This window comes from Haladaptatus sp. DYF46, assembly GCF_021083305.1.
In the GTDB taxonomy this organism is placed as follows: domain Archaea; phylum Halobacteriota; class Halobacteria; order Halobacteriales; family Haladaptataceae; genus Haladaptatus.
In genome coordinates this window covers 932,573-950,992 of sequence record NZ_JAJFAY010000002.1, presented here as the reverse complement: position 1 = coordinate 950,992, position 18,420 = coordinate 932,573, and the positions used below count along the sequence as shown (strand labels likewise).

The window sequence follows — 18,420 nt, the reverse complement described above, 5'->3', positions numbered from 1 at the left end:
ATTGTCGATGCTGGTGAGATGTCCGGCGTTGAGTCCAATTAAACCGCAGGCTCCTCCGGTTGTAGTGCTCCCCCGCCAATTCCTTTAAGTTTCATCCTTGCGGACGTACTTCCCAGGCGGCTCGCTTCTCGGCTTCCCTACGGCACAGCACAGGCTCGTAGCCTGTGCCACACCTAGCGAGCATCGTTTACAGCTAGGACTACCCGGGTATCTAATCCGGTTCGTGACCCTAGCTTTCGTCCCTCACCGTCGGATCCATCCTCTCGAGGTGCTTTCGCGATCGGCGGTCCGTCTAGGATTACAGGATTTCACTCCTACCCCAGACGTACCCCTCGAGTCTTCTGGTCCCAAGCCAGCGGGTTTCCGTCGGACGCCTGCTCGTTGAGCGAGCAGATTTCCCGACGGACCTGTCTGGCCGGCTACGGACGCTTTAGGCCCAATAAAATTGGCCATCACTTGAGCTGCCGGTATTACCGCGGCGGCTGGCACCGGTCTTGCCCAGCTCTTATTCGTGTACCATCTTACGATACACAAAAGCGAGGACGTTATGCCCTCGCACTTGGAGTTCCCTTATCGCACTGTCGTGCAGTGTAAAGTTTTCGCGCCTGCTGCGCCCCGTAGGGCCTGGATTCTTGTCTCAGAATCCATCTCCGGGCTCTTGCTCTCACAACCCGTACCGATTATCGGCACGGTGGGCCGTTACCCCACCGTCTACCTAATCGGCCGCAGTCACATCCTATAGCGCCGGAGCATTTCCGGCTCCCTGCAGTTCCAGCAGAGGAGCGTTATCTAGGATTAGCCTCAGTTTCCCGAGGTTATCCTGGTCTATAGGGTAGTTTGACCACGTGTTACTGAGCTTTCCGCCACGAGTCTAAACTCGTGCAACTAGCATGGCTAAATCGAACTCCAATAGCAATGGCCTCCGGCAGGATCAACCGGAATGGTTGCCGAGCAGTAACTGCTCGGTGGGTCTGGCGGAAGCATGCTAATGCATGTATAGTGTCGCATATACGTTGGTCCGTCAGTTCGACGACCCCGAACCAAGTAACTGGACGGGTGTCACCGAACTGCCAGGGCTAACATCAGATTCCATCGTATACGGCTGACCGCAGGGGTGGAATCCTCATTTCCTTCGGACTTGAGTGGAGGCGAGGAAGGGTATTAAACCCTTCGAACCTCGTTCGTCCGAGATTGTGAGACGAGTTGAACGCCCCACAGATCGCGTCTGTGTCTGTTGTCGCGTTTATATCCGAACGCCCGCTATCATTTAAGGGCGTCGGATCAGGTTTGCGTCCGGCGATGTGTGGCCGGGCGCGACGTCGTATTCAATCCGAGTGCCCCGTTGTACTTAAGGGCACCGGATTAGACGTGTTTCGTTCGTCCCAAACCGAGGGACGCCGTCGACATCCTATCCGAATGCTCCCATACACTTAAGGGCATTGGATTGGGTTTTCGTTCGCCCGAATCCACCGGGACGCATAGATGAATGCGCCGGATTCGGGCGGCCATCTCGCGGGGCAAACCACGAGACGTCGTTCGCATTCACACAAAACCGGGAGATACACTTAAGGCCGTCGAATCGAAGGCCCATCGGCATAGATTACCTAGCATTAGTCAAAAATTCTGGAATCGTATCGAACGGATTCATTTAGGTCTTACACCATCAGCGAAAAGAGAAACACGAGAGTATCGAGAGGGAATAACTCGTGGAATCAATGAGAGACGGCTCCCATCGAACTGACAATGGCTCGCAAACTGTAACTCACGAGGGGAGGTTCGAAATAGCAGCCGAAACTAAACTATTGCGCGAGCGGAGGCCAAACCGTCATCCCACGCATCGTGCGTTCAGTCCGGTTGGATGTGCTTCGCGCAATCGTACTGTTTCGTAGAGGCGTGGAAAAGCTTTTCTCTATCGCGCGCACGCGAAGAACAATAACAATGTGCCCTAATTGGATAAAACAGTCAGTTGTTGGATACGTGCAGTTCACTCGTCCAGGTGCTCGATGCCCTGCTTGGAGACGTTTGCCTCCGTGATCTCGCCTGGCATCCAGTCAGGTTTGTCGTCCGGCGCTTCCTCGTGCCACGCCCATCCTTCGTAGATGTGTACTTTGTCCGTCCCCTTCTCACGGAGACGAAGTTCGATTCTATCCGCGGCATCTTCGGAGCTACCCGGATCAAGTCGACGTGCCGCTTTCAGTGCGGCCTGTCGTGGGGTGTTGCCCGAGAAGACGCTCGATTCATCTCCGTCCGATTGGCGCAGTGCAAAGTTTCGCTTACCATCGTCTCGTACCATGGTTTTCTCCTCCATGCCAATTCAGCACAGGGGCCACTATAAATATATCGCCGATATGAGCGGTTTCCGGCGACAGACATATATACCAGAGTTGCGCCGTATCGTGTTTTTTCGACGAAGGACAGGCCGAGCAAGGTAAGTGGCCTCGGCTCATAGGGCATTTCTAAGGAAGACGAAGCGGAACAGTACGGTAGAAAACACTTAAGTACATCCTACGGTGAAGGACTGCATAAGATACCGCGATGGTACGGAAAAAGAAGCTTAGCCCGAGTGGCGCGAAAGACGAAGACGGAGAATATCATAACGTCCACGTCAACCTACACGAAGACGAACTCGCCGTCGCCGGCATGGAGATCGGCGACGAAGTCTTCGTGCGAGTTCGGGAAGACAAAATCATCATCCAGAAGGCCGACAAAGACGAGGTCGAACACGAGTTCTAGTCGCTGTGGCCAAACCGCAGTCAATTCTCATTAGAAGAACGATGAACGGATACGACGTCGTTAGACCGCTTTTATTTCAGTTACCCACCGAACGTGCCCACGGGACGGTCCATACGCTTTTGAAGACGATCCAGGGGACACCGATCGAACGATTGCTCGGGGGGTACTATCGAGTCGCTGACCCACGCTTGACGGTCGATGCGTTCGGGCAGTCGTTCCCGAACCCGGTCGGTGTCGCCGCCGGGTTCGACAAGAACGCGGAGATTCCACACGCGCTCGCGAGTCTCGGATTCGGACACGTCGAAATCGGAGGCGTGACCGCCGAAGCCCAACCGGGCAACCCGAAGCCCCGGATGTTCCGACTCCGCGAGGACGAGGCGATAATCAACCGGATGGGGTTCAACAACCACGGTGCGGACAGGATCGGGGCGCGCATGGCGACGCAATCGCTTCCCGACGTCCCCGTAGGAGCGAACATCGGGAAGTCGAAGACGACGCCACTGGAGACGGCGGAGGAGGACTACTTGTACAGTTACGAGCGCGTCTCGGCGCACGCGGATTACTTCGTCGTAAACGTCTCCAGTCCGAACACGCCGGGGCTTCGCGAACTTCAAAACCGCGAGAACCTCGAACGTATTCTGACGACGCTTCAGGACGCGGGTGCGAGTCCCCTGCTCGTGAAGCTCTCGCCGGATCTGCCCGAGGGAGCTATCACGGACGCGTTGGACCTCGTGACGGAACTCGGATTGGATGGCGTCATCGCGACGAACACGTCGACCGAGCGCCCGAACTCGCTTCGCAGTCGATACCGAGACGAGAAGGGCGGACTGTCAGGGATGCCCATTCGAGGGCGTGCGACCGAGATGATTCGCTTCGCGGCCGAACGGGTGGACGTACCGATAGTCGGTGTCGGGGGAGTCTTCACCGCGGAGGACGCCTACCGAAAGATTCGGGCGGGTGCACACGTCGTTCAGTTGTACACCGGCCTCGTCTACCGAGGACCGTCTATCGCCCGCGATATCAACGAGGGACTGCTTTCCCTCCTCGACAGGGACGGCTACGACGACGTAGAGGAAGCCGTCGGGGCGGACATCCAATAATCCCGTTCCCCATCAAAAACCGGAAGACACGGACCGGTTACGGGAAGTAATCGGCCGCTGGTGATCGGAATACACCCATTGTCAAAAAGTAGCAAAGAGATAGCGTTCAGCATCCGTTTCGGAAGGGGGCACGTACTGAAGGCGAAAGGGACTGTGGCCAGTGGCATGGCTGCGGTTCCAAGCACGTGGTTTTCGAATTGGGCTGAGATTCACTCGTTCGAACTCGGACTCCTGTTGAGTACGTTGGTCGTTCTTCTTCGGCGCAAGCATCGTCCCATTTCGAACGTACTGCTCTGCGTGACGTTGGCCATCTGGGTCGTCCCGCCGACCCATGCGCTGCGTGCGACCGTTGGACGGAAACCGTGGTACTACCTCTTGGCGGTAACGATGACGGAGATAGCGGCGCACAGTCAGTACGGGCACACCGACCCAACGACGAGCGACGAACAATCGGGATACGCCCACGACGCGGACTGAATCGGGGGAGCATCAGTCCATTTCGGTATCACGCCGCATTCTCACGAACGGATACTCGCCGCCGTTGGTCTCTTGAACGAACGTCTCGACGCGCTCGAAACCGGCCCCCTCGTAGACCGAAATCGCCCGGTCGTTGAACGTCGCAACCGACAGCGAGAACGCGTCCGGGTCGTACTCCTTCCGGGCGAACGCCAAACCCGCCTCGACGAACGATTGCCCGTGTCCGTCGCCGGTCAGGTCGGGACGCATGCCGAGTCCGATTTCGAGCGTGCCGTCGTCCAGTTCGAACGAGAAGAAACCCACTCGCTCACCGTCCCCGTCGAAAACAGCGTAGTAGCCGTCCCAGTTGATGGGGTTCGTGAACAACGCGAGGTCTTCGGGGTCGTCGTCCATGTCGTAGAAGTCGTACGGCGGGTCGTACCGCCACGAGACGATAGCGTCCACGTCGGCGACGGAAATCGGGGAGAACTCGTAGTGCATGCGAAAACGGTCGTGAAGAAAGGGTTTAGGCGTTGTTCAACCGCGAAACGCGCCCGCTCACTCGCGTCGCTCGTTCGCGGTTACTCTAGCTCGCGGTTACTCCAGTGCGTCCAACCGAAACTCGAATCCAGTGACGGGAACCTCCAAGTCGTGCGTCACCACCTTTTACTGCACTCCCTCGCTGTCCTCATTCGCTTCACTCACGAGAACTCCGCTCGGTCGCTGGTAAAATCTGGACCAAAAGCGCTTCGTGCTCCCACTGGAAGACCTTCGGTCTTCCATGGTCGCACTCGCGCCCGCTCACTCGCGTCGCTCGTTCGCGGTTACTCTAGCTCGCGGTTACTCCAGTGCGTCCAACCGAAACTCGAATCCAGTGACGGGAACCTCCAAGTCGTGTTCCACGAGAACTTCGGGGTGAACTTCTCCGATGACGCCCACTGTCTCGCCGTCGATGACCACCGACGCCGTGCGGCCGGAGATGAACGTCGGGTGTTCCGTCGGCGGCGTTTCGAGGGAGACATCGAAGTTCCGCGCGACGGCTTGGAGACGAGCCTTCGCGTCCTCGTAGGAGGCGTCGTGACGGGCAAGGACGCCGGCCACGGTTCGGTGTTCCGCGATGCCCGTGTTCTGGCTCTCGTCCACTCGTGCGGCCAGCCCGATTTCCGCGAGGTCCTGCGGATAGGCGCGGTGGGTGTTGTTTTCCAGCACCATCATGAGCGAGGGGAGCGCCCACGTTCGGAGCATGGTGTAATCCTCGCTGTAGGGGTTCTTGATGCTCGCCGGCGTGCCGCCACCGACCGCGTCGGTACCGGGTTCGACGCGCATGCGCTCGAAGTTCTCCTCGTCGCTTATCATGTGGAAGTTGAGGAGGTCCTCGAAGCCGAGTCCGACGAGGACTTCGCGGGCCGCGTCTTCGAGTTGCGAACGCTCGTGTCGTCCGCCGACCGTTCCAACGTCGGGATAGCGCGGCGAGAGGTCGTTGAAGCCGTAGGCCCGACCGATGTCGTCCACGATGTCCACGGGATGAAGCACGTCCACGCGGTAGGGCGGTATCTGGACTTCGTATGTGACGGTGCCGTCCTCGTTTTCCTCCGCTTCGCCGGACAGCCCGGAGCGTGCGAGGAGTTCGAGGATCTCGTCGGGAGTGAACTCGATGCCGAGCAGCGTCTCGATTCGTTCGTGCGTGACGGCCTTCGTCGTCACGTCGAGGTCCGGTCGGACCAGCGTCCGGTCGTCGTATTCGACGTCGACTTCTTCGATTGTCCCCCCGCGGGCGTCGAGCGCGTAGCAGATGATGGTACACATCTTGTCGATGGTCCACTGGTCGGTGCCGGTGAGTTCGATGAACAGGTCGCGCGAATCCGTTTCGACCTCGGTTCGACGGCCGTTGATGACCGGCGGGAACGAGAACAGGCCGATGTCGTCGTAGATGGCCGGGTAGCGGTCGTACGCCGAAACGATGTCGGCGTACTTCTCGCCCGTTGGATGGGCGCGGAGGACCTCGTCGGGAGTCATCTCGGCGTCCGCGTCGAGCGGGACGAATCGGTCGCCGTCGGGGTCGACGCCGACGTACTGAATCGAGTTGCCGCCTTCATCGGTGGCGGGCTTGCTCGCGGTTTCGCCAGACTCCGTCTGGCTGACTGCCGAGCGTTGCTCGGCAATTTCACCGCTCGCCTGTTCCGATGCGCTCCGCGCATCGCGTCCCTTCAGCATCGTCAAGTCGTGAATCCCGATGGCACCCTTCGCGCGCTTCCGTCCCATCGTCGCGTGGAGCTTCTCCTGTAGTTGGATGAGCGAATCGAGGGCCTCCTCGTTCAGGTTCACGCCGCGGACGATTGCACCCGTGACGTAGGGGCGCTCCTCGGGGACGCTCTCGTCCACTTCGATGGTCCAGTCGGCGTCGTTCGTCTTCGGCACGTAGACGCCGCTGTCGTCGCCGTACTGGTAGCGAAGCGACCGGGCGACGCCTTCGATGGAGAGGCGGTCCAGACGGTCCGGAGCGAACTCCAATTGCATGTCGCCGTCCTCCGTCTCGCCTTCGAACTCCAGTCCGAGGGCGAACATGTCCTCTTTGAGTTCGTCGTCGCTCTTCTCGTCGTGGCCGGTCAGTTGGCGTAGTTCGTCTGGATCGATATCGACGGTTGGCATCAGTGAATCACCTCCACGTCGCGGAGCAGTTCGAGGTCACACAGCGTCCCGTGGACGTCGCGGATGTCCTCGAAGCCGTACATCAGCATCAACAGGCGTTCGAGGGCGAGGCCCCACGCCATCACGTCGCACTCGACGCCGAGCGGTTCGAGTACCTCGGGGCGGAACATCCCGCTGTTGCCGATTTCGATGAGTTCGCCCGTCTCCGGGTGGTTGCCGAACAGCTCGAAACTCGGCTCCGTGTACGGGTTGTAGTGGGGTTTGAACTGGATATCCGTGATCCCGAACTGGGCATAGAACTCCTCGAACGTACCCATCAGGTCGCGGACCGAGAGGTCCTCGGCCATCACCCAGCCCTCGATTTGGAAGAACTCCAGCAGGTGCGTCGGGTCGAGGGTGTCGTTGCGGTACACCTTCTCGACGCTGAAGAAGCGCTGTGGCGGTTCCAGTTCGCCCTGCGCGTAGCCCGAGAGATACCGCATCGACAGCGACGTGGTGTGTCCGCGGAGCGCTATCGCCCGCGCGAAGTCCTCGTCCCACGGCGAATGGTAGCCCTCGCCGTGTTCGCCGACGCCGTCGCGGTGGGCGCTGTGGACGCGCTCCACCAAGTCCTCCGGTAGGTCGCCGATTTCGGTCGGGTTCGACAGCGCGAACCGGTCCCAGTGGGTCCGCGCCGGGTGGTCTTGGGGCATGAACAGACAGTCGTTTATCCAGAAGTCCGCGTCCGCGTGCGGCCCGTCCATCTCTTCGAAGCCCATTCCGACGAGCACGTCCTTCACCCGATTCGCGGTCTGGCGAAGGATGTGAACCTTTCCGCCGTCGATTCGTTCGGCGTCAGCGTCCACGTTGTACTCGGCGAACTCCACGTCGCGCCACTCGCCGGTCGTGAGCATCTCCGGCGTCAACTGGCCGACCGTCTCGGCCGCCTCGATTCCCTCCATCATCGCCGTCACGCCGTCGTCGGTGAGCGTCACCGACCGGACCGTCGATTCCGCTCGCGCGACGAGACCACGGCTCTCCAATTGGTCGAGGACATCGGGGTCGTCCACGGGTTCCCCGGCAGTGAGCGCGGAGAGCGCGTTCGATTCCGCGTCCTCGTCGGGGTCGGCGTCCTGGTTCGCCGTAATCTCTCCGCTGTCGATGGTTCCGTACCCCTTCCGGGCGTAGTTCGAGAGGGCGATGTTCACCTTCGGCCCTCCGAGACCGGACGCGCCGATGGCCTGTCCCATCTGAACGGGGTCGTCGACCGCCCCGGCCTCGATGGCCGCTTCGTACAGCGCGACTTCGGGAAGGCCGTCCTCGGCGTACTCCTCGCCTTCCTCGGTCAGCGAGACGGATTCCTCGGTTCGTTCGTCCACGGACAGCAACCCCGCGTCTTCGAGTTCGAAGACCGCCCCCGTCGCCGTCTCGGGTTTCAGGCCGGTCTTCCCGGCGAGGTCCGCTATCGTTCGTTCCTCCGTTGCGCTCGCGGCGTCCAGCACCGCGACCTGTGATTCTGGTAGTTTCATGTACACTGGGTAGTCGTTGGTCGTATCTCCCGTTGCGCCCGTTTATCCCTTCTGAAGACGGTCGGGCCACTGCGCCCGGTTTCGTCCCCTCGCCGCGAGAGGAGTCCACCGGCCGCTCAGGCCGCGACGAAAAAGCCGAATCCCGTCGGTGGTCGTGGTTCGACAGCGACACGGCCATGGTGGGATTCGGATGGCATGGGTAGATGGTCGCACAGAATCGACAAAAGCGTTGCGAACGAACCGATGAGCGACTCGGGGAAGACGATACACGGCTTGGATAGGTCGATACGTGACCCGGACGACGAGTGTGCGATTCGGAGGAGTTTATTCCGCGCCCGTCCATGAAAGCGGCATGATGGACTGGGAGCGGTTCTACGATAGGGCGAACTACGACCGCTGTGCCTACATCGGCGGCGAGCGGATGGCCGACCTCGTGGAGCGGTTTTTCGACCGCGAGGGCACGCCAAGGGAGTTCGCGTCGGTCGGGTGCGGACCCGCAGTCGTCCCGTTTCTCCTCGCCGAGCGCCATCCCGAAATCGAGGTGTTCGGCTTCGACATCTCCGAGACGGTTGTCCGGGACAACGCGGAGAAAGCCGCGAAAGAAGGACTCGACAACCTCCACTTCGCCGTCGATTCGCTCCCCGAACTCGACAGGAATCGGAAATTCGACGTGGTGTACTGCGTCGCCACGCTGTACTTCGTCGAGCAGCCACGACGGGCGATCGAGAACCTGTACGCACACGTTCGGGCGGGAGGATGCCTCGTCTTGAACTACCCGAACCAAACGAGCAAAGCGACGTTCGACAGGGAGTTCGAGGGCAGAAAACGCGAGTCGTTCGAACTCGTGTTGAGCGGCGCGAACATCATTAGCGAGGAGGTCGTTCGAGAGGCCACGGGCGCGGATACTCGAAACTACTGGGAACTGGTCGACGCCAAGGACGAGGCGTTTGTGGACGCCGCCACCCCGTGCGTCGTCGTCCGAAAGTAGGCACGGGAACCGACCACGAACGTATCACCGCAAGGGGGAAGAGGTTTCTTAGCCGTCGGTCGCTAGTCGTTCACTATGCCAACAACCGCGACCGGCGAGGGGGGATCATCGGCGGTACAATGGCTGCGTGGGCTATGGGAGTACTACCGTGAGTACACCCAGACGGCGGTTCACGCCGCTTCGGCCGCGGCGCTCACCGCGTTCGGATTGCTCATCTTCGTCAACCGATTCTTCGTGCTGTTGGCGATCGCCTGCTACGTCTTCCCGCCCGTCCTCCTCTACAGCCTCGACTCGGAAATCGGAAAGACGACGCGGACACAATCCGAGACGGAACCCGACCGGCCGAGTTCCCAAACGAGAGCGAATACCGAAACGGGGACGAGGACTGAATCGGAGAGAAATGCCGGGGCGAGGCGAGATACCGAGCCGAGACGACATTCGGACTCCGAGAAGAATCGTGGAGACGCCGACTCCGACAGCGACGACGGTGATACGGATTCGGATAGCGATGACGGCGATACGGATTCCGACAGCGATGGTGGAGACACCGATTCGGATAGCGACGACGGAGATTCGGACTCGGACGGCGACGATGGCGACACGGATTCGGACGGGTGAGGTCCCGCTCGACTAGCGGGAGGAACGAGGGCGACCGGCGAATCGGGGAGCGGTCGTCCCCTCACCCGTCCGCGTTCGAGGAGCGGGAGGACGAGTCGTGCCGGTAGGCCATCAACAGGAGACCGATTCCGATGAGGACGAGGATGATGCCGGGAATCAGAAAGAGAAAGTTCGGGCCACATTGGTTCTGGACGTCGCCAGCAGCGGTACACATCTGATGTCGAAACCCGTACCAGATCGAAAGGCCACCACCGATGATACCGAACGCGCCGAATCCGAGCAGCGAGCGGAGGCGGTTCATATCCCTTCGATGTAGATGGGCGTCCCCAAAGCGCTTTTCGAAGTGCGAATCGAGTCGCACTATCGCCGCGAGGACTCCAACTCGATGTCGAGACCGTCCAGCAGTTCCTCTGCCTCCTCGCGTTTCTCCTGGTGGTCTTCCAAGAACTCGTACATCAACTGCGCGGCCTGTTCCTTGCAGTCGCCACAGAGGCGTTCGCCGCCGACACATTCGTCGTACACCCGCTTCGTGAACTCGTCGTCGTCCCCCGCGAGCAGGTAGGCGTACAGTTCGTACACCGGACATTCGTCGGCCTTGCCGCCCAACTCACGCTGTTTTTCGGCGGTTTCGCGCCCGCCGGTCGTCGCCGACTTCACCTTGTCGTAGCCGTCCTCGGGGTCGTCCATCAGGCTGATGTGACTCGCCGGAACCGACGAGGACATCTTGCCGCCCGTCAGGCCGGTCATGAACCGATGGTAGATGGACGAAGGCATGATGAACCCGTAGCCGCCGTTTTCCATCTCCACGTCGCGGGCGAGCGCCTTGGCGTCCTCCCGCAAGTAGTCGAACACGTCGATATGCTCGTCGAAGACCCGCTTTTCGCCGTCGATGGCCTCAATTAGCGCCTGAAATGCGTCCTCCGTCGCGTTGCGGTCGAGGAATCGAATGCGCGGTCGAAGCGGTTCCATACCGGCGTTTTCGAGCTTCGAAATCGTCGTCTCGACGGCCGGAACATCGGTGTCGCCGTTCTCCGATAGCCACGCCGCCGCGTCCTCACATCGGGGTATGTCGGGGTCCTCTGCGTACTCCTCGCGTGCTTCGTACGCCGCCGTGATGTGGGGCAGTTCCTCCTCGTCGGCCTCGAAACTCGCGTAGGCTTCGGTCACGCCGAAGTAGCGCATCCGAACCGCCAAGTCGCGGGCCAACCTGACGTGCGGGTCCTGGTCGGGACCGACGGGAATGACGGTGGGTTTCGGTTCGGAGAGTTGCGGGTAAAGGATATCGGCCATCTGCGTGACGACGCTCTGGACGTGCGAGACGTTGGTTTCGCCGTCGAAGCCGTAGATGGACTGGAACTCCGAGAAGTTCGCCTTCGACCCGAGTTCGAACGCCAAATCCTGCAGTTCGCGGTTCTCGGACTGACGGTAGAGGGTGCCCTCCTCGGGGTCGAATCCGAGGGCGATGAGCGAGAGGAGGTAATCGCGCGCGTGTTCGTCGATTTCCTCCCACGACAGACCGCGGGCGCTGTGGGCTTCGAGGTCGGCGATGAGGCCGTAGGTGTCCCCGCCCTGCTGTTGGTGCCAGATAAGTTCGTCGAACACCAGTTTGTGCCCGATGTGCGGGTCGCCGGTCGGCATGAACCCCGACAACGCGGCGAAGGGTTCGTCGTTTCGCATGGCCTCCGCGACGCGGCGATAGCCGCGGTCGCCGAAGATGACGCTACGGCGCATCAGGTAGTGCGGGTTCGGAACGCCGGGGAGCACGTCGTCGAACTCCTCGATGCCGAACTCCTCGAACAGCTTTCGGTAGTCAGACACCGTCGCCGAACCCCATGGGTCGAGGACGACGTCGTCCTCCCCCGTCGCGGTGCCACCGTCGGGAACGGGTTCCACACCCGTCTCGAATGAATCGTCTCGTGTCATGGTGTAAGTCGTGTCACCGACAGCCAAGTGTCTATTCGTTCGTTTTCCGCGATGAGCGCAAATATCATTTGTTTTCGCACCCCGTGAGCCAGTCGAACGTCCAGCGCGAGGTCGCGCGGAACGAACTCGTGGTCGTCGCGAAGCACCCGAACGAGGAACTCCGAGTGGCCGAGGTCGTCGACGGACTCCACGTCGGCGTAGGTTCGAAAGTCCGCTCCAAATTTGAACCCGGTCTTCGGAACGACTCCCTGCTCCCGGAGGGTTCGATACACCAGCAACCGCCGGTCGAACCGCTCGCCCTCGACCTCCTCACCGCGCTCGACGATTTTCTCGTAGCCACCGTCGACCGACAGGTTCCCGTCCGCGACGAGATACGCCGCCTCCACGAGCGACAACTGCAGGATGCCGGTCACATCGCGGCCACCCATCTGCTGGCCGTAAAACGCCGTGCCGTGGAGTTCGTCCGGTGGGTTCCACAGCAACACGCGGTCGGCGATGAGCGACCCGGACAGGTCGGTCGGAACGTCGTGGCTCGTCGTCCCCGTGACCGCGACGTGGTCGGTTTCGAAGTAGGTTATCTCGCTCTCCTCGTCCACGATTGCGAGGACGACATCGCCCAGTTCCGAAACGGGAACAGTCTCGCGTTCACTGGCGACACGAATCCGATACAGCACCTCGTCGTCCCACGGCCCGCCTCCCCGAGGATAGACGACGAAATCCGAACCCACCTGCGCGTTCGATACCCATCCCTCCCGGTCGGGAGAGAGGTAGAAACCACGTTCTCGCAGGTCGGCGTAGACGAGAAAGCGCGCCGCGAAACCGTTCCCCGTCGAATCCTGTAGAAATTCCTGGAATCCGTCGCCATCCACCGAATCGAGGTCGCCCCGGAGCAACAGGTGAGCGGCCTCGACACGTGAAAACGCTACCTCGTTGCCCCCGAGTGGGCGACCGTATCCACGCGAATCGTAGTACCGTTGGCGGGCGTCGCCGCCGACATGGACTTCGTCGTCGCGTAGGGTTCCATCCATACCTCTTCTGTAGCGTGGGGCATCAAAGGCACTGCGACTTTTGCACGGGAGAAGTCATCACCTGACCGGCGACGCCTCCCGAAATTCCTCACAGTTCGTGTCCAGGCATCGCCGACCGGACCGCGTTCGAAACACCGGAAGGCCACAATCACACGAGTCCATTATCGTCCCGTTCGGAACGCCGAATCCGGTGTCGCAGTCGGGATAGCGGTCGCATCCGGCGATGATACCGCCACGGCGTAAAATTCGCATATCGGCCCCGCATTCGGGACAGTCCCATTCGCGGTCGAAGTGCTCCCGAACAGCGTCCAGAACGGTACCACAGTCACGGTCGATGCAGAGTTCGAACGTCGCTCCCTGTTCGACGTGCATGGTCGGCAGGCCGCAGTCACACGTATCGTCGCCGACGCTGGCGTGGCGCGGAATGGGGTACGCTCGACGACAGCGGAGACAGGAAACCGTCCCCTTCGCTCGCGTCAGCGTGCCGTCGCAGTGCGGGCAGGGACCGACCGGAATCCCGGCGACGGACCCCGGATAGCGGGAAATCCCGTGGCAGGTGTGACAGTCGACGCGGACGCGGCGGTCGGCGGTCGCCGCCACGAGAGTAAAGGTATCCCCGTCGAGCGACGCGTGGGCGGTGTCGGCGCGGGTGAGCCACTCCACGGGCTGGTAGCCGTCCACATCGTGGACGAGCAGGGTGTCGTCGGGTTTGAGCAGGGCGACCATCTCGCCGCGCCGCCGTTCTTCCGTGTCGCCGTCCGTCGTAATCGTACAGTCGCCGGCGAACACGCGAATCGTGTCGGTCATGGGCCGGTTTGGTCGCGGGTTCGGATTTAAATCTTTGGGCGAAGGGTTTTGGGGGAAACGGGAGAACAGAGGAAGACAGAAATGCAGGAACCCAACGCTGTGTTGTTCGACATGGACGGCGTCATCGTGAACTCCGAGGACTTCTGGGTGGAACTCGAAGAGGAGACCATCTTCCCGGAGGTTGGCGTCGACGACATCGAGGACGACGAGATAACGGGGATGAACTACCGCGAAATCTACGACTATCTGGACGCGGAGTACGGAACGGACGTGACGAAGGAGGAGTTCGTCGCCCTCTACAACGAAATCGCCGAGGACCTGTACGGCGAACACGTCTCGCTGATGGACGGGTTCCACGACCTGCTCGACGGCCTGCGCGAGGACGGCGTGGAGGTCGCTCTCGTCTCGTCGTCCCCGCATGACTGGATAGAAATCGTCACCGAGCGCTTCGATTTGGAGTTCGAGGAGGTCGTCAGCGCGGACGACATCGACGCGCCGGGCAAGCCGGAACCGGCCATCTACGAGTACGCGGCCGGACTATTCGACTATCGAGCGGACGAGTGTGCGGCGGTTGAGGATTCCGAAAACGGCGTCGAGTCGGCGGTTCGGGCCGGAACGTACTGCGTCGGCTACCCGAACGGCGCGAAGGAACTCGACCTCTCGATGGCGGACATGGTGGTCTCCTCGCCCGCCGAGTTGCGGGAGGAACTGCTATCGAAGGTTGTAGAAACGGGATAGATTCCGCTGGAAGGGTCCAAACTGCCACGTGGTTCGAAAACGGGAGTGCAGAGATAGACCTACCGTGAACGACCGACTAGACACACGAGCGTCTCAACGACTGCACGCACGTACTCGTCGTCTTTGTTGTCTGGACGGTATGTGAGCGTGACAGTGTCATGTTTGTCATCGACCGAGATATTCTCGACAGCATCGTACGGTAGCTTCGCACCGCCGGTGTTAGACTGATTCTGTTCACTCTCGACGCTAGCTGTTTCGAGGTCGTCCATCACTGCTGTTGCGACCTTGCGGCGAACGTCGTTCGATTTGACGCGCAAGTGCAGCCGCACCGCGTTTTCGTCAGATGGAACTGAGCCGTAAATTTGAGTGACGTTGTCGTACACGTTCGACGAAGATACGTCGTTGCACGGTACTCCCAGAGTGTCGAACGAGAATCGGACGGTCGCCCGAAGCGGTGTGCGTTCGAAAGAGTCCAGCGTCTCTCCACCGACAGGGGCGCTATCATTGTGCCAGACATCGACGATGGTACGAACGACCTTGCTCGTGCCGAATGCAAACGCGATGTCGCTGAGTACCGCCGCGCTCGTCGCACCGGACGTGTACAGCGTTTGGCCTCCGTAGGATTCAGTTCGAACCTGCGCTTCGTCCGTTTGTTTGAGGACAGAAACGACATCGTCGTCGTTCCAGTCGGCCCAAACGATGGCCCCACCGCTATTGTCGGATAGGTTCGAACCAACCAACACCAACTTCCCGACACGTTTCATATCGACTTGCGATGACGAGTTGGTCGAAAATATTCCGGTGAGTGCGGTAGGAACGTCATTGAACTGACTGGCGGCGAACAGCGTGCTGGTGACACGCTTCGCCGTGTTGTTCTCTCTAATTTCGTCAGCGTTGACTAGCACGAGCGGGTCACTCCCGATGGGTGCCGTACCAGCCGTAAATCCGAGTGCACCGGGTGTCCCGTCGTCCGACAGGAACTCGAAGGAGGAGGTGCCAGCAACGATACCGATGCTGGCGACGAGACCACCGGCGGCGAGTACAGATCGACGGGAAATTTTATCTGGGGACACAATATCACCTAGCAGTAAGTTTAGTAAACTTGTATCGTAGGTCGCGATAAATGTCTTGTGTTAGAATTGTGAATTCACCTGAAACATATTGACTATATTGTTGTCATGGAGTCCTCGCCTCGGATTTTATTTCTAGTATCCACTACATTCATGAAATGAGAGGATAACAACAGGTGTCTATCGAAACAAGCGTCAACGAGAAGTACGACAGCAAAGATCGGCGCTCAACACACAAGTTGAACACGATAAAACCCGGTTGGGGTTATTCGACCCGCACGGACCGAGCGTCGGTAACCGGAAGAAGGGGAAGGTCGGGGAACGCGACGCTGACGGTGAACTCCATCTCGTCGTCGGTGCCGCCGAAGACGCCGACGGGGACGGTGGTTTCACCGTCGAGGTAGGTCGATTTCGTCGTCATCTCGACGCCGTTGACGGTCACGTCGATGGTGGCCTGCTCGCCCTGCCCGTGATTTCGCACGGTGACTTCGCGCATGTCGTTTTCGCCGCGACCGATTCGGGTCGGGAACGACCCCCACTCGATTTGGACGTCGGGGAGTTTCTGAGCGCTCGCTTCGACCTGTTCCGCGACGCCGTCGGTGAGTCCCGCACCGACGAGACCATCGACGCCCGCGTCACAGACGTCTGCGGGCGTTTCGAGGCCCTCCGTCGCCAGTTTGCTCGCCCGGCCAGCACCGACACCGTCGATTGCGGTGAGGCCGACGGCGCTCTTCCCCACGCCGTTCTCCACGCGGGCCTCGATTCTGGTGACGAGGTTCGCGGCGAACGGCCTGTCGAGTCGCTTCAGGAACGCCCGAAGCGCCGCGAACAGTCGGACCGCGTTCTGCTGGATGACCCACGCGTCGCTCCTGAGGTCGCCCGGCGTCGACCCCGTCATGCTAGACCGGAGGATGGCGAGTACCTTTCGCCCGCCCGCTTCGAGGTCCCCCGAGTCCTGTCCCACGAGGACGGAGTTGATGGCGTCGCGTTCCGACTGGCGGGAACTCACGCTGTCGAACTCGGCCGCGCCGGCGACCGTTTCGAGGATTTTCGACGCGTCTATCTCCTCGGTTTCCGCGAGACGGCGGAACCGTTCCGCGGTGTCGAGGTTGAGGTAGAACTTCGAGGCGAGAACGGCGAGCGCCGTGCCCTCGATTTTGAGGTCGTCACCCTGCTCGACGAATCCGCGCGAGACGAGACGTTGAAGGGTGTTTCGGACGCGCTCGCGGTGGTTTTCGAAATCGTATTCGTCGGGCTTGCTCTGGGCGCGGACGTAGTAGAACGTCGTCCTGAGCCACGACATCACGTCGTCCAAATCCGAGATGGTCCCCATGGCGATTTCGGCGTTGAGATGTGAGTCCAAGTCCTCCGCCAATCTGGATTCTATCTCCTTGCCGTCGCGCAGCAGTTTCCGGTACTTGTCCGCGTCGTTGAAGTCACAGACGACCCACCCGTAGCCCACGTCGTCGTAGCCGGGACGGCCCGCCCGTCCGAGCATCTGAAGCACGTCGAGCGGACTCATGTCCACCTCGCCTTCGAGCGGGTCGTGGAGTTTGGTGTCGCGCAAAACGACGCAGCGGGCGGGGAGGTTGACACCCCACGCGAGCGTCGAGGTGGAAAAGAGGAGCTGAATCTTTCCCTGCTTGAACCACTCCTCGACCCTATCGCGGTCGTTTTTCGACAATCCGGCGTGGTGGAACGCCACCCCGTCGAGGACGGAGTTTCGGAGGGTTTCGTTGCGCAGTTCCTGCGTTTCGGTGTGGAAATCGTAGTCGCCGCGAGCGCCGATGGGGATGTCGCGTTCCCCGATTTCGTCGCGGGCCTTCTTCGCCGCCTGCACGGTGTCCTGCCGCGAAGCGACGAAGACAAGGGCCTGCCCGTCGTCGCGGATGTGCGGTTCCGCGAGGTCCAGCGCGCGGTACAGCCTGCGGTACTTGTCCGCGAAGGAGTTGTCACCGTGGGAGTACGTCTTCACGTCCGCGTGCAAATCGACGGGGCGGTAGTCGTCCCCGAACTCGAAGGTGGTCTCCGGCGGCGCGTCGAGCCAATCAGCCACGTCGCTCACGTTCGGCATCGTCGCTGAGAGCGCGACGACGCGGGGGTCACAGAGGCGGCGAAGGCGCGAGATGGTCACTTCGAGAACTGCTCCGCGCTTTTCGGAATCGAGGAGGTGCACCTCGTCGATGACACAGCAGTCGATGTCCGTGATGAACGAATAGCGGGCCGAATCGTGTTTTCGGGTCGCCGAGTCGGTCTTTTCGGGCGTCATCACGAGGATGTCGGCGCGCTCGGCGCGTCGTGGATTCAAATCGCGTTCGCCCGTGACGACGTAGACGGAGTAGCCGAGGTCCTCGAACCGCTCCCAGTCGCTTTCCTTCTCGTTCGTCAGCGCCCGAAGTGGGGCGATGAACAGCGCGGTTCCATCGTCGCGCAGCGCCTTGCAGATGGCGAGTTCCGCGAGGGCCGTCTTTCCGCTCGCCGTCGGCGCGCTGGCGACGACGTTTTCCTCGCTGTCGAGCAGCGCGGGAAGCATCTCGCGCTGCATCCGGTTGAACTCCTCGAAGGCGAACGCCTCCGCGAACCCTGGAACCGCCTCGGAGACCTGCATCGTTTCGTAGGGGGAGTGGGGAACAGAAAGGCGTTTCTGTAGCGGGTCGATGAGAACGGTGGTCGTACCCGACTCGCTACGACCACCGAAATACCCGTATCCCGGTATTTCAAACGATTCTTTGAGTCATGACAAGATAGTTGTCACGAGGGGTACTGCCGTTCCATATGAAACGACGGACCGTTTGTGCGTCG

16 protein-coding genes and 1 rRNA gene are annotated in these 18,420 nt (G+C 60.7%); 6 read left to right on the top strand and 11 right to left on the bottom strand.

Annotated elements, in window-relative coordinates; all coding sequences use genetic code 11:
- Both LJF34_RS16145 and LJF34_RS16140 read right to left on the bottom strand, forming a co-directional pair.
- Positions 1 to 942, bottom strand: a 16S ribosomal RNA gene (locus tag LJF34_RS16145); the annotation flags it as partial.
- Positions 943 to 1,984: 1,042 nt separating this feature from the next.
- Positions 1,985 to 2,293, bottom strand: coding sequence for a non-histone chromosomal MC1 family protein (locus tag LJF34_RS16140; protein ID WP_231186312.1), 309 nt, complete (start codon positions 2,291 to 2,293; stop codon positions 1,985 to 1,987).
- Positions 2,294 to 2,535: 242 nt separating this feature from the next.
- On the opposite strand from LJF34_RS16140, the gene LJF34_RS16135 reads away from it, so the two are divergent.
- From LJF34_RS16135 to LJF34_RS16125, 3 genes are all read left to right on the top strand, one after another.
- On the top strand, positions 2,536 to 2,733 hold the full coding sequence (locus LJF34_RS16135; RefSeq protein WP_007982308.1) for a hypothetical protein: 198 nt from the start codon (positions 2,536 to 2,538) through the stop codon (positions 2,731 to 2,733).
- A gap of 41 nt (positions 2,734 to 2,774) precedes the next feature.
- A complete protein-coding gene (locus LJF34_RS16130; RefSeq protein WP_231186311.1) occupies positions 2,775 to 3,833 on the top strand; it encodes a quinone-dependent dihydroorotate dehydrogenase in 1,059 nt (352 codons plus the stop codon).
- A 165-nt stretch (positions 3,834 to 3,998) separates the two neighbouring features.
- A complete protein-coding gene (locus LJF34_RS16125; protein WP_231186310.1) occupies positions 3,999 to 4,310 on the top strand; it encodes a hypothetical protein in 312 nt (103 codons plus the stop codon).
- Positions 4,311 to 4,322: 12 nt separating this feature from the next.
- Here LJF34_RS16125 and LJF34_RS16120 read toward each other — a convergent pair whose 3' ends face one another.
- From LJF34_RS16120 to LJF34_RS16110, 3 genes are all read right to left on the bottom strand, one after another.
- A complete protein-coding gene (locus tag LJF34_RS16120; RefSeq protein ID WP_231186309.1) occupies positions 4,323 to 4,790 on the bottom strand; it encodes a GNAT family N-acetyltransferase in 468 nt (155 codons plus the stop codon).
- A gap of 339 nt (positions 4,791 to 5,129) precedes the next feature.
- Positions 5,130 to 6,938 carry a phenylalanine--tRNA ligase subunit beta gene (gene pheT, locus LJF34_RS16115; RefSeq protein ID WP_231186308.1) on the bottom strand — a complete coding sequence of 603 codons (1,809 nt, stop codon included), beginning with the start codon at positions 6,936 to 6,938 and terminating at the stop codon, positions 5,130 to 5,132.
- Positions 6,938 to 8,446, bottom strand: coding sequence for a phenylalanine--tRNA ligase subunit alpha (locus LJF34_RS16110; protein ID WP_231186307.1), 1,509 nt, complete (start codon positions 8,444 to 8,446; stop codon positions 6,938 to 6,940). The genes pheT and LJF34_RS16110 overlap by 1 nt, the downstream gene beginning before the upstream one ends.
- Positions 8,447 to 8,798: 352 nt before the next feature.
- On the opposite strand from LJF34_RS16110, the gene LJF34_RS16105 reads away from it, so the two are divergent.
- The gene (locus tag LJF34_RS16105) at positions 8,799 to 9,434 is read left to right on the top strand and encodes a class I SAM-dependent methyltransferase (protein ID WP_231186306.1); all 636 of its coding nucleotides are present in this window, start codon (positions 8,799 to 8,801) and stop codon (positions 9,432 to 9,434) included.
- Between the two features lie 75 nt (positions 9,435 to 9,509).
- Positions 9,510 to 10,052, top strand: a complete 543-nt coding sequence (locus LJF34_RS16100) for a hypothetical protein (RefSeq protein ID WP_231186305.1) — start codon at positions 9,510 to 9,512, stop codon at positions 10,050 to 10,052.
- Positions 10,053 to 10,113: 61 nt separating this feature from the next.
- Here the strand turns inward: LJF34_RS16100 and LJF34_RS16095 are convergent, their stop codons facing one another.
- From LJF34_RS16095 to LJF34_RS16080, 4 genes are read right to left on the bottom strand one after another with little or no spacing between them, the layout of a single operon-like run.
- A complete protein-coding gene (locus tag LJF34_RS16095; RefSeq protein WP_231186304.1) occupies positions 10,114 to 10,353 on the bottom strand; it encodes a hypothetical protein in 240 nt (79 codons plus the stop codon).
- Positions 10,354 to 10,412: 59 nt separating this feature from the next.
- Positions 10,413 to 11,975: a tryptophan--tRNA ligase gene (locus LJF34_RS16090; RefSeq protein WP_231186303.1), complete on the bottom strand. Its 1,563-nt coding sequence runs from the start codon at positions 11,973 to 11,975 to the stop codon at positions 10,413 to 10,415.
- A complete protein-coding gene (gene endA, locus LJF34_RS16085) occupies positions 11,972 to 13,003 on the bottom strand; it encodes a tRNA-intron lyase (protein WP_231186302.1) in 1,032 nt (343 codons plus the stop codon). The genes LJF34_RS16090 and endA overlap by 4 nt, the downstream gene beginning before the upstream one ends.
- A gap of 57 nt (positions 13,004 to 13,060) precedes the next feature.
- Positions 13,061 to 13,810 carry an endonuclease NucS domain-containing protein gene (locus LJF34_RS16080; protein ID WP_231186301.1) on the bottom strand — a complete coding sequence of 250 codons (750 nt, stop codon included), beginning with the start codon at positions 13,808 to 13,810 and terminating at the stop codon, positions 13,061 to 13,063.
- Positions 13,811 to 13,891: 81 nt separating this feature from the next.
- Here LJF34_RS16080 and LJF34_RS16075 point away from each other — a divergent pair, with 81 nt between their 5' ends.
- Positions 13,892 to 14,548 (top strand): HAD family phosphatase, encoded by a 657-nt coding sequence (locus LJF34_RS16075; protein ID WP_231186300.1) that lies wholly within the window; start codon positions 13,892 to 13,894, stop codon positions 14,546 to 14,548.
- Between the two features lie 59 nt (positions 14,549 to 14,607).
- Here LJF34_RS16075 and LJF34_RS16070 read toward each other — a convergent pair whose 3' ends face one another.
- Together LJF34_RS16070 and LJF34_RS16065 are read right to left on the bottom strand one after the other, a co-directional pair.
- A complete protein-coding gene (locus LJF34_RS16070) occupies positions 14,608 to 15,621 on the bottom strand; it encodes a hypothetical protein (RefSeq protein ID WP_231186299.1) in 1,014 nt (337 codons plus the stop codon).
- A 262-nt stretch (positions 15,622 to 15,883) separates the two neighbouring features.
- A complete protein-coding gene (locus tag LJF34_RS16065) occupies positions 15,884 to 18,226 on the bottom strand; it encodes a DEAD/DEAH box helicase (RefSeq protein ID WP_231186298.1) in 2,343 nt (780 codons plus the stop codon).
- Between the last annotated feature and the right edge of the window lie 194 nt (positions 18,227 to 18,420).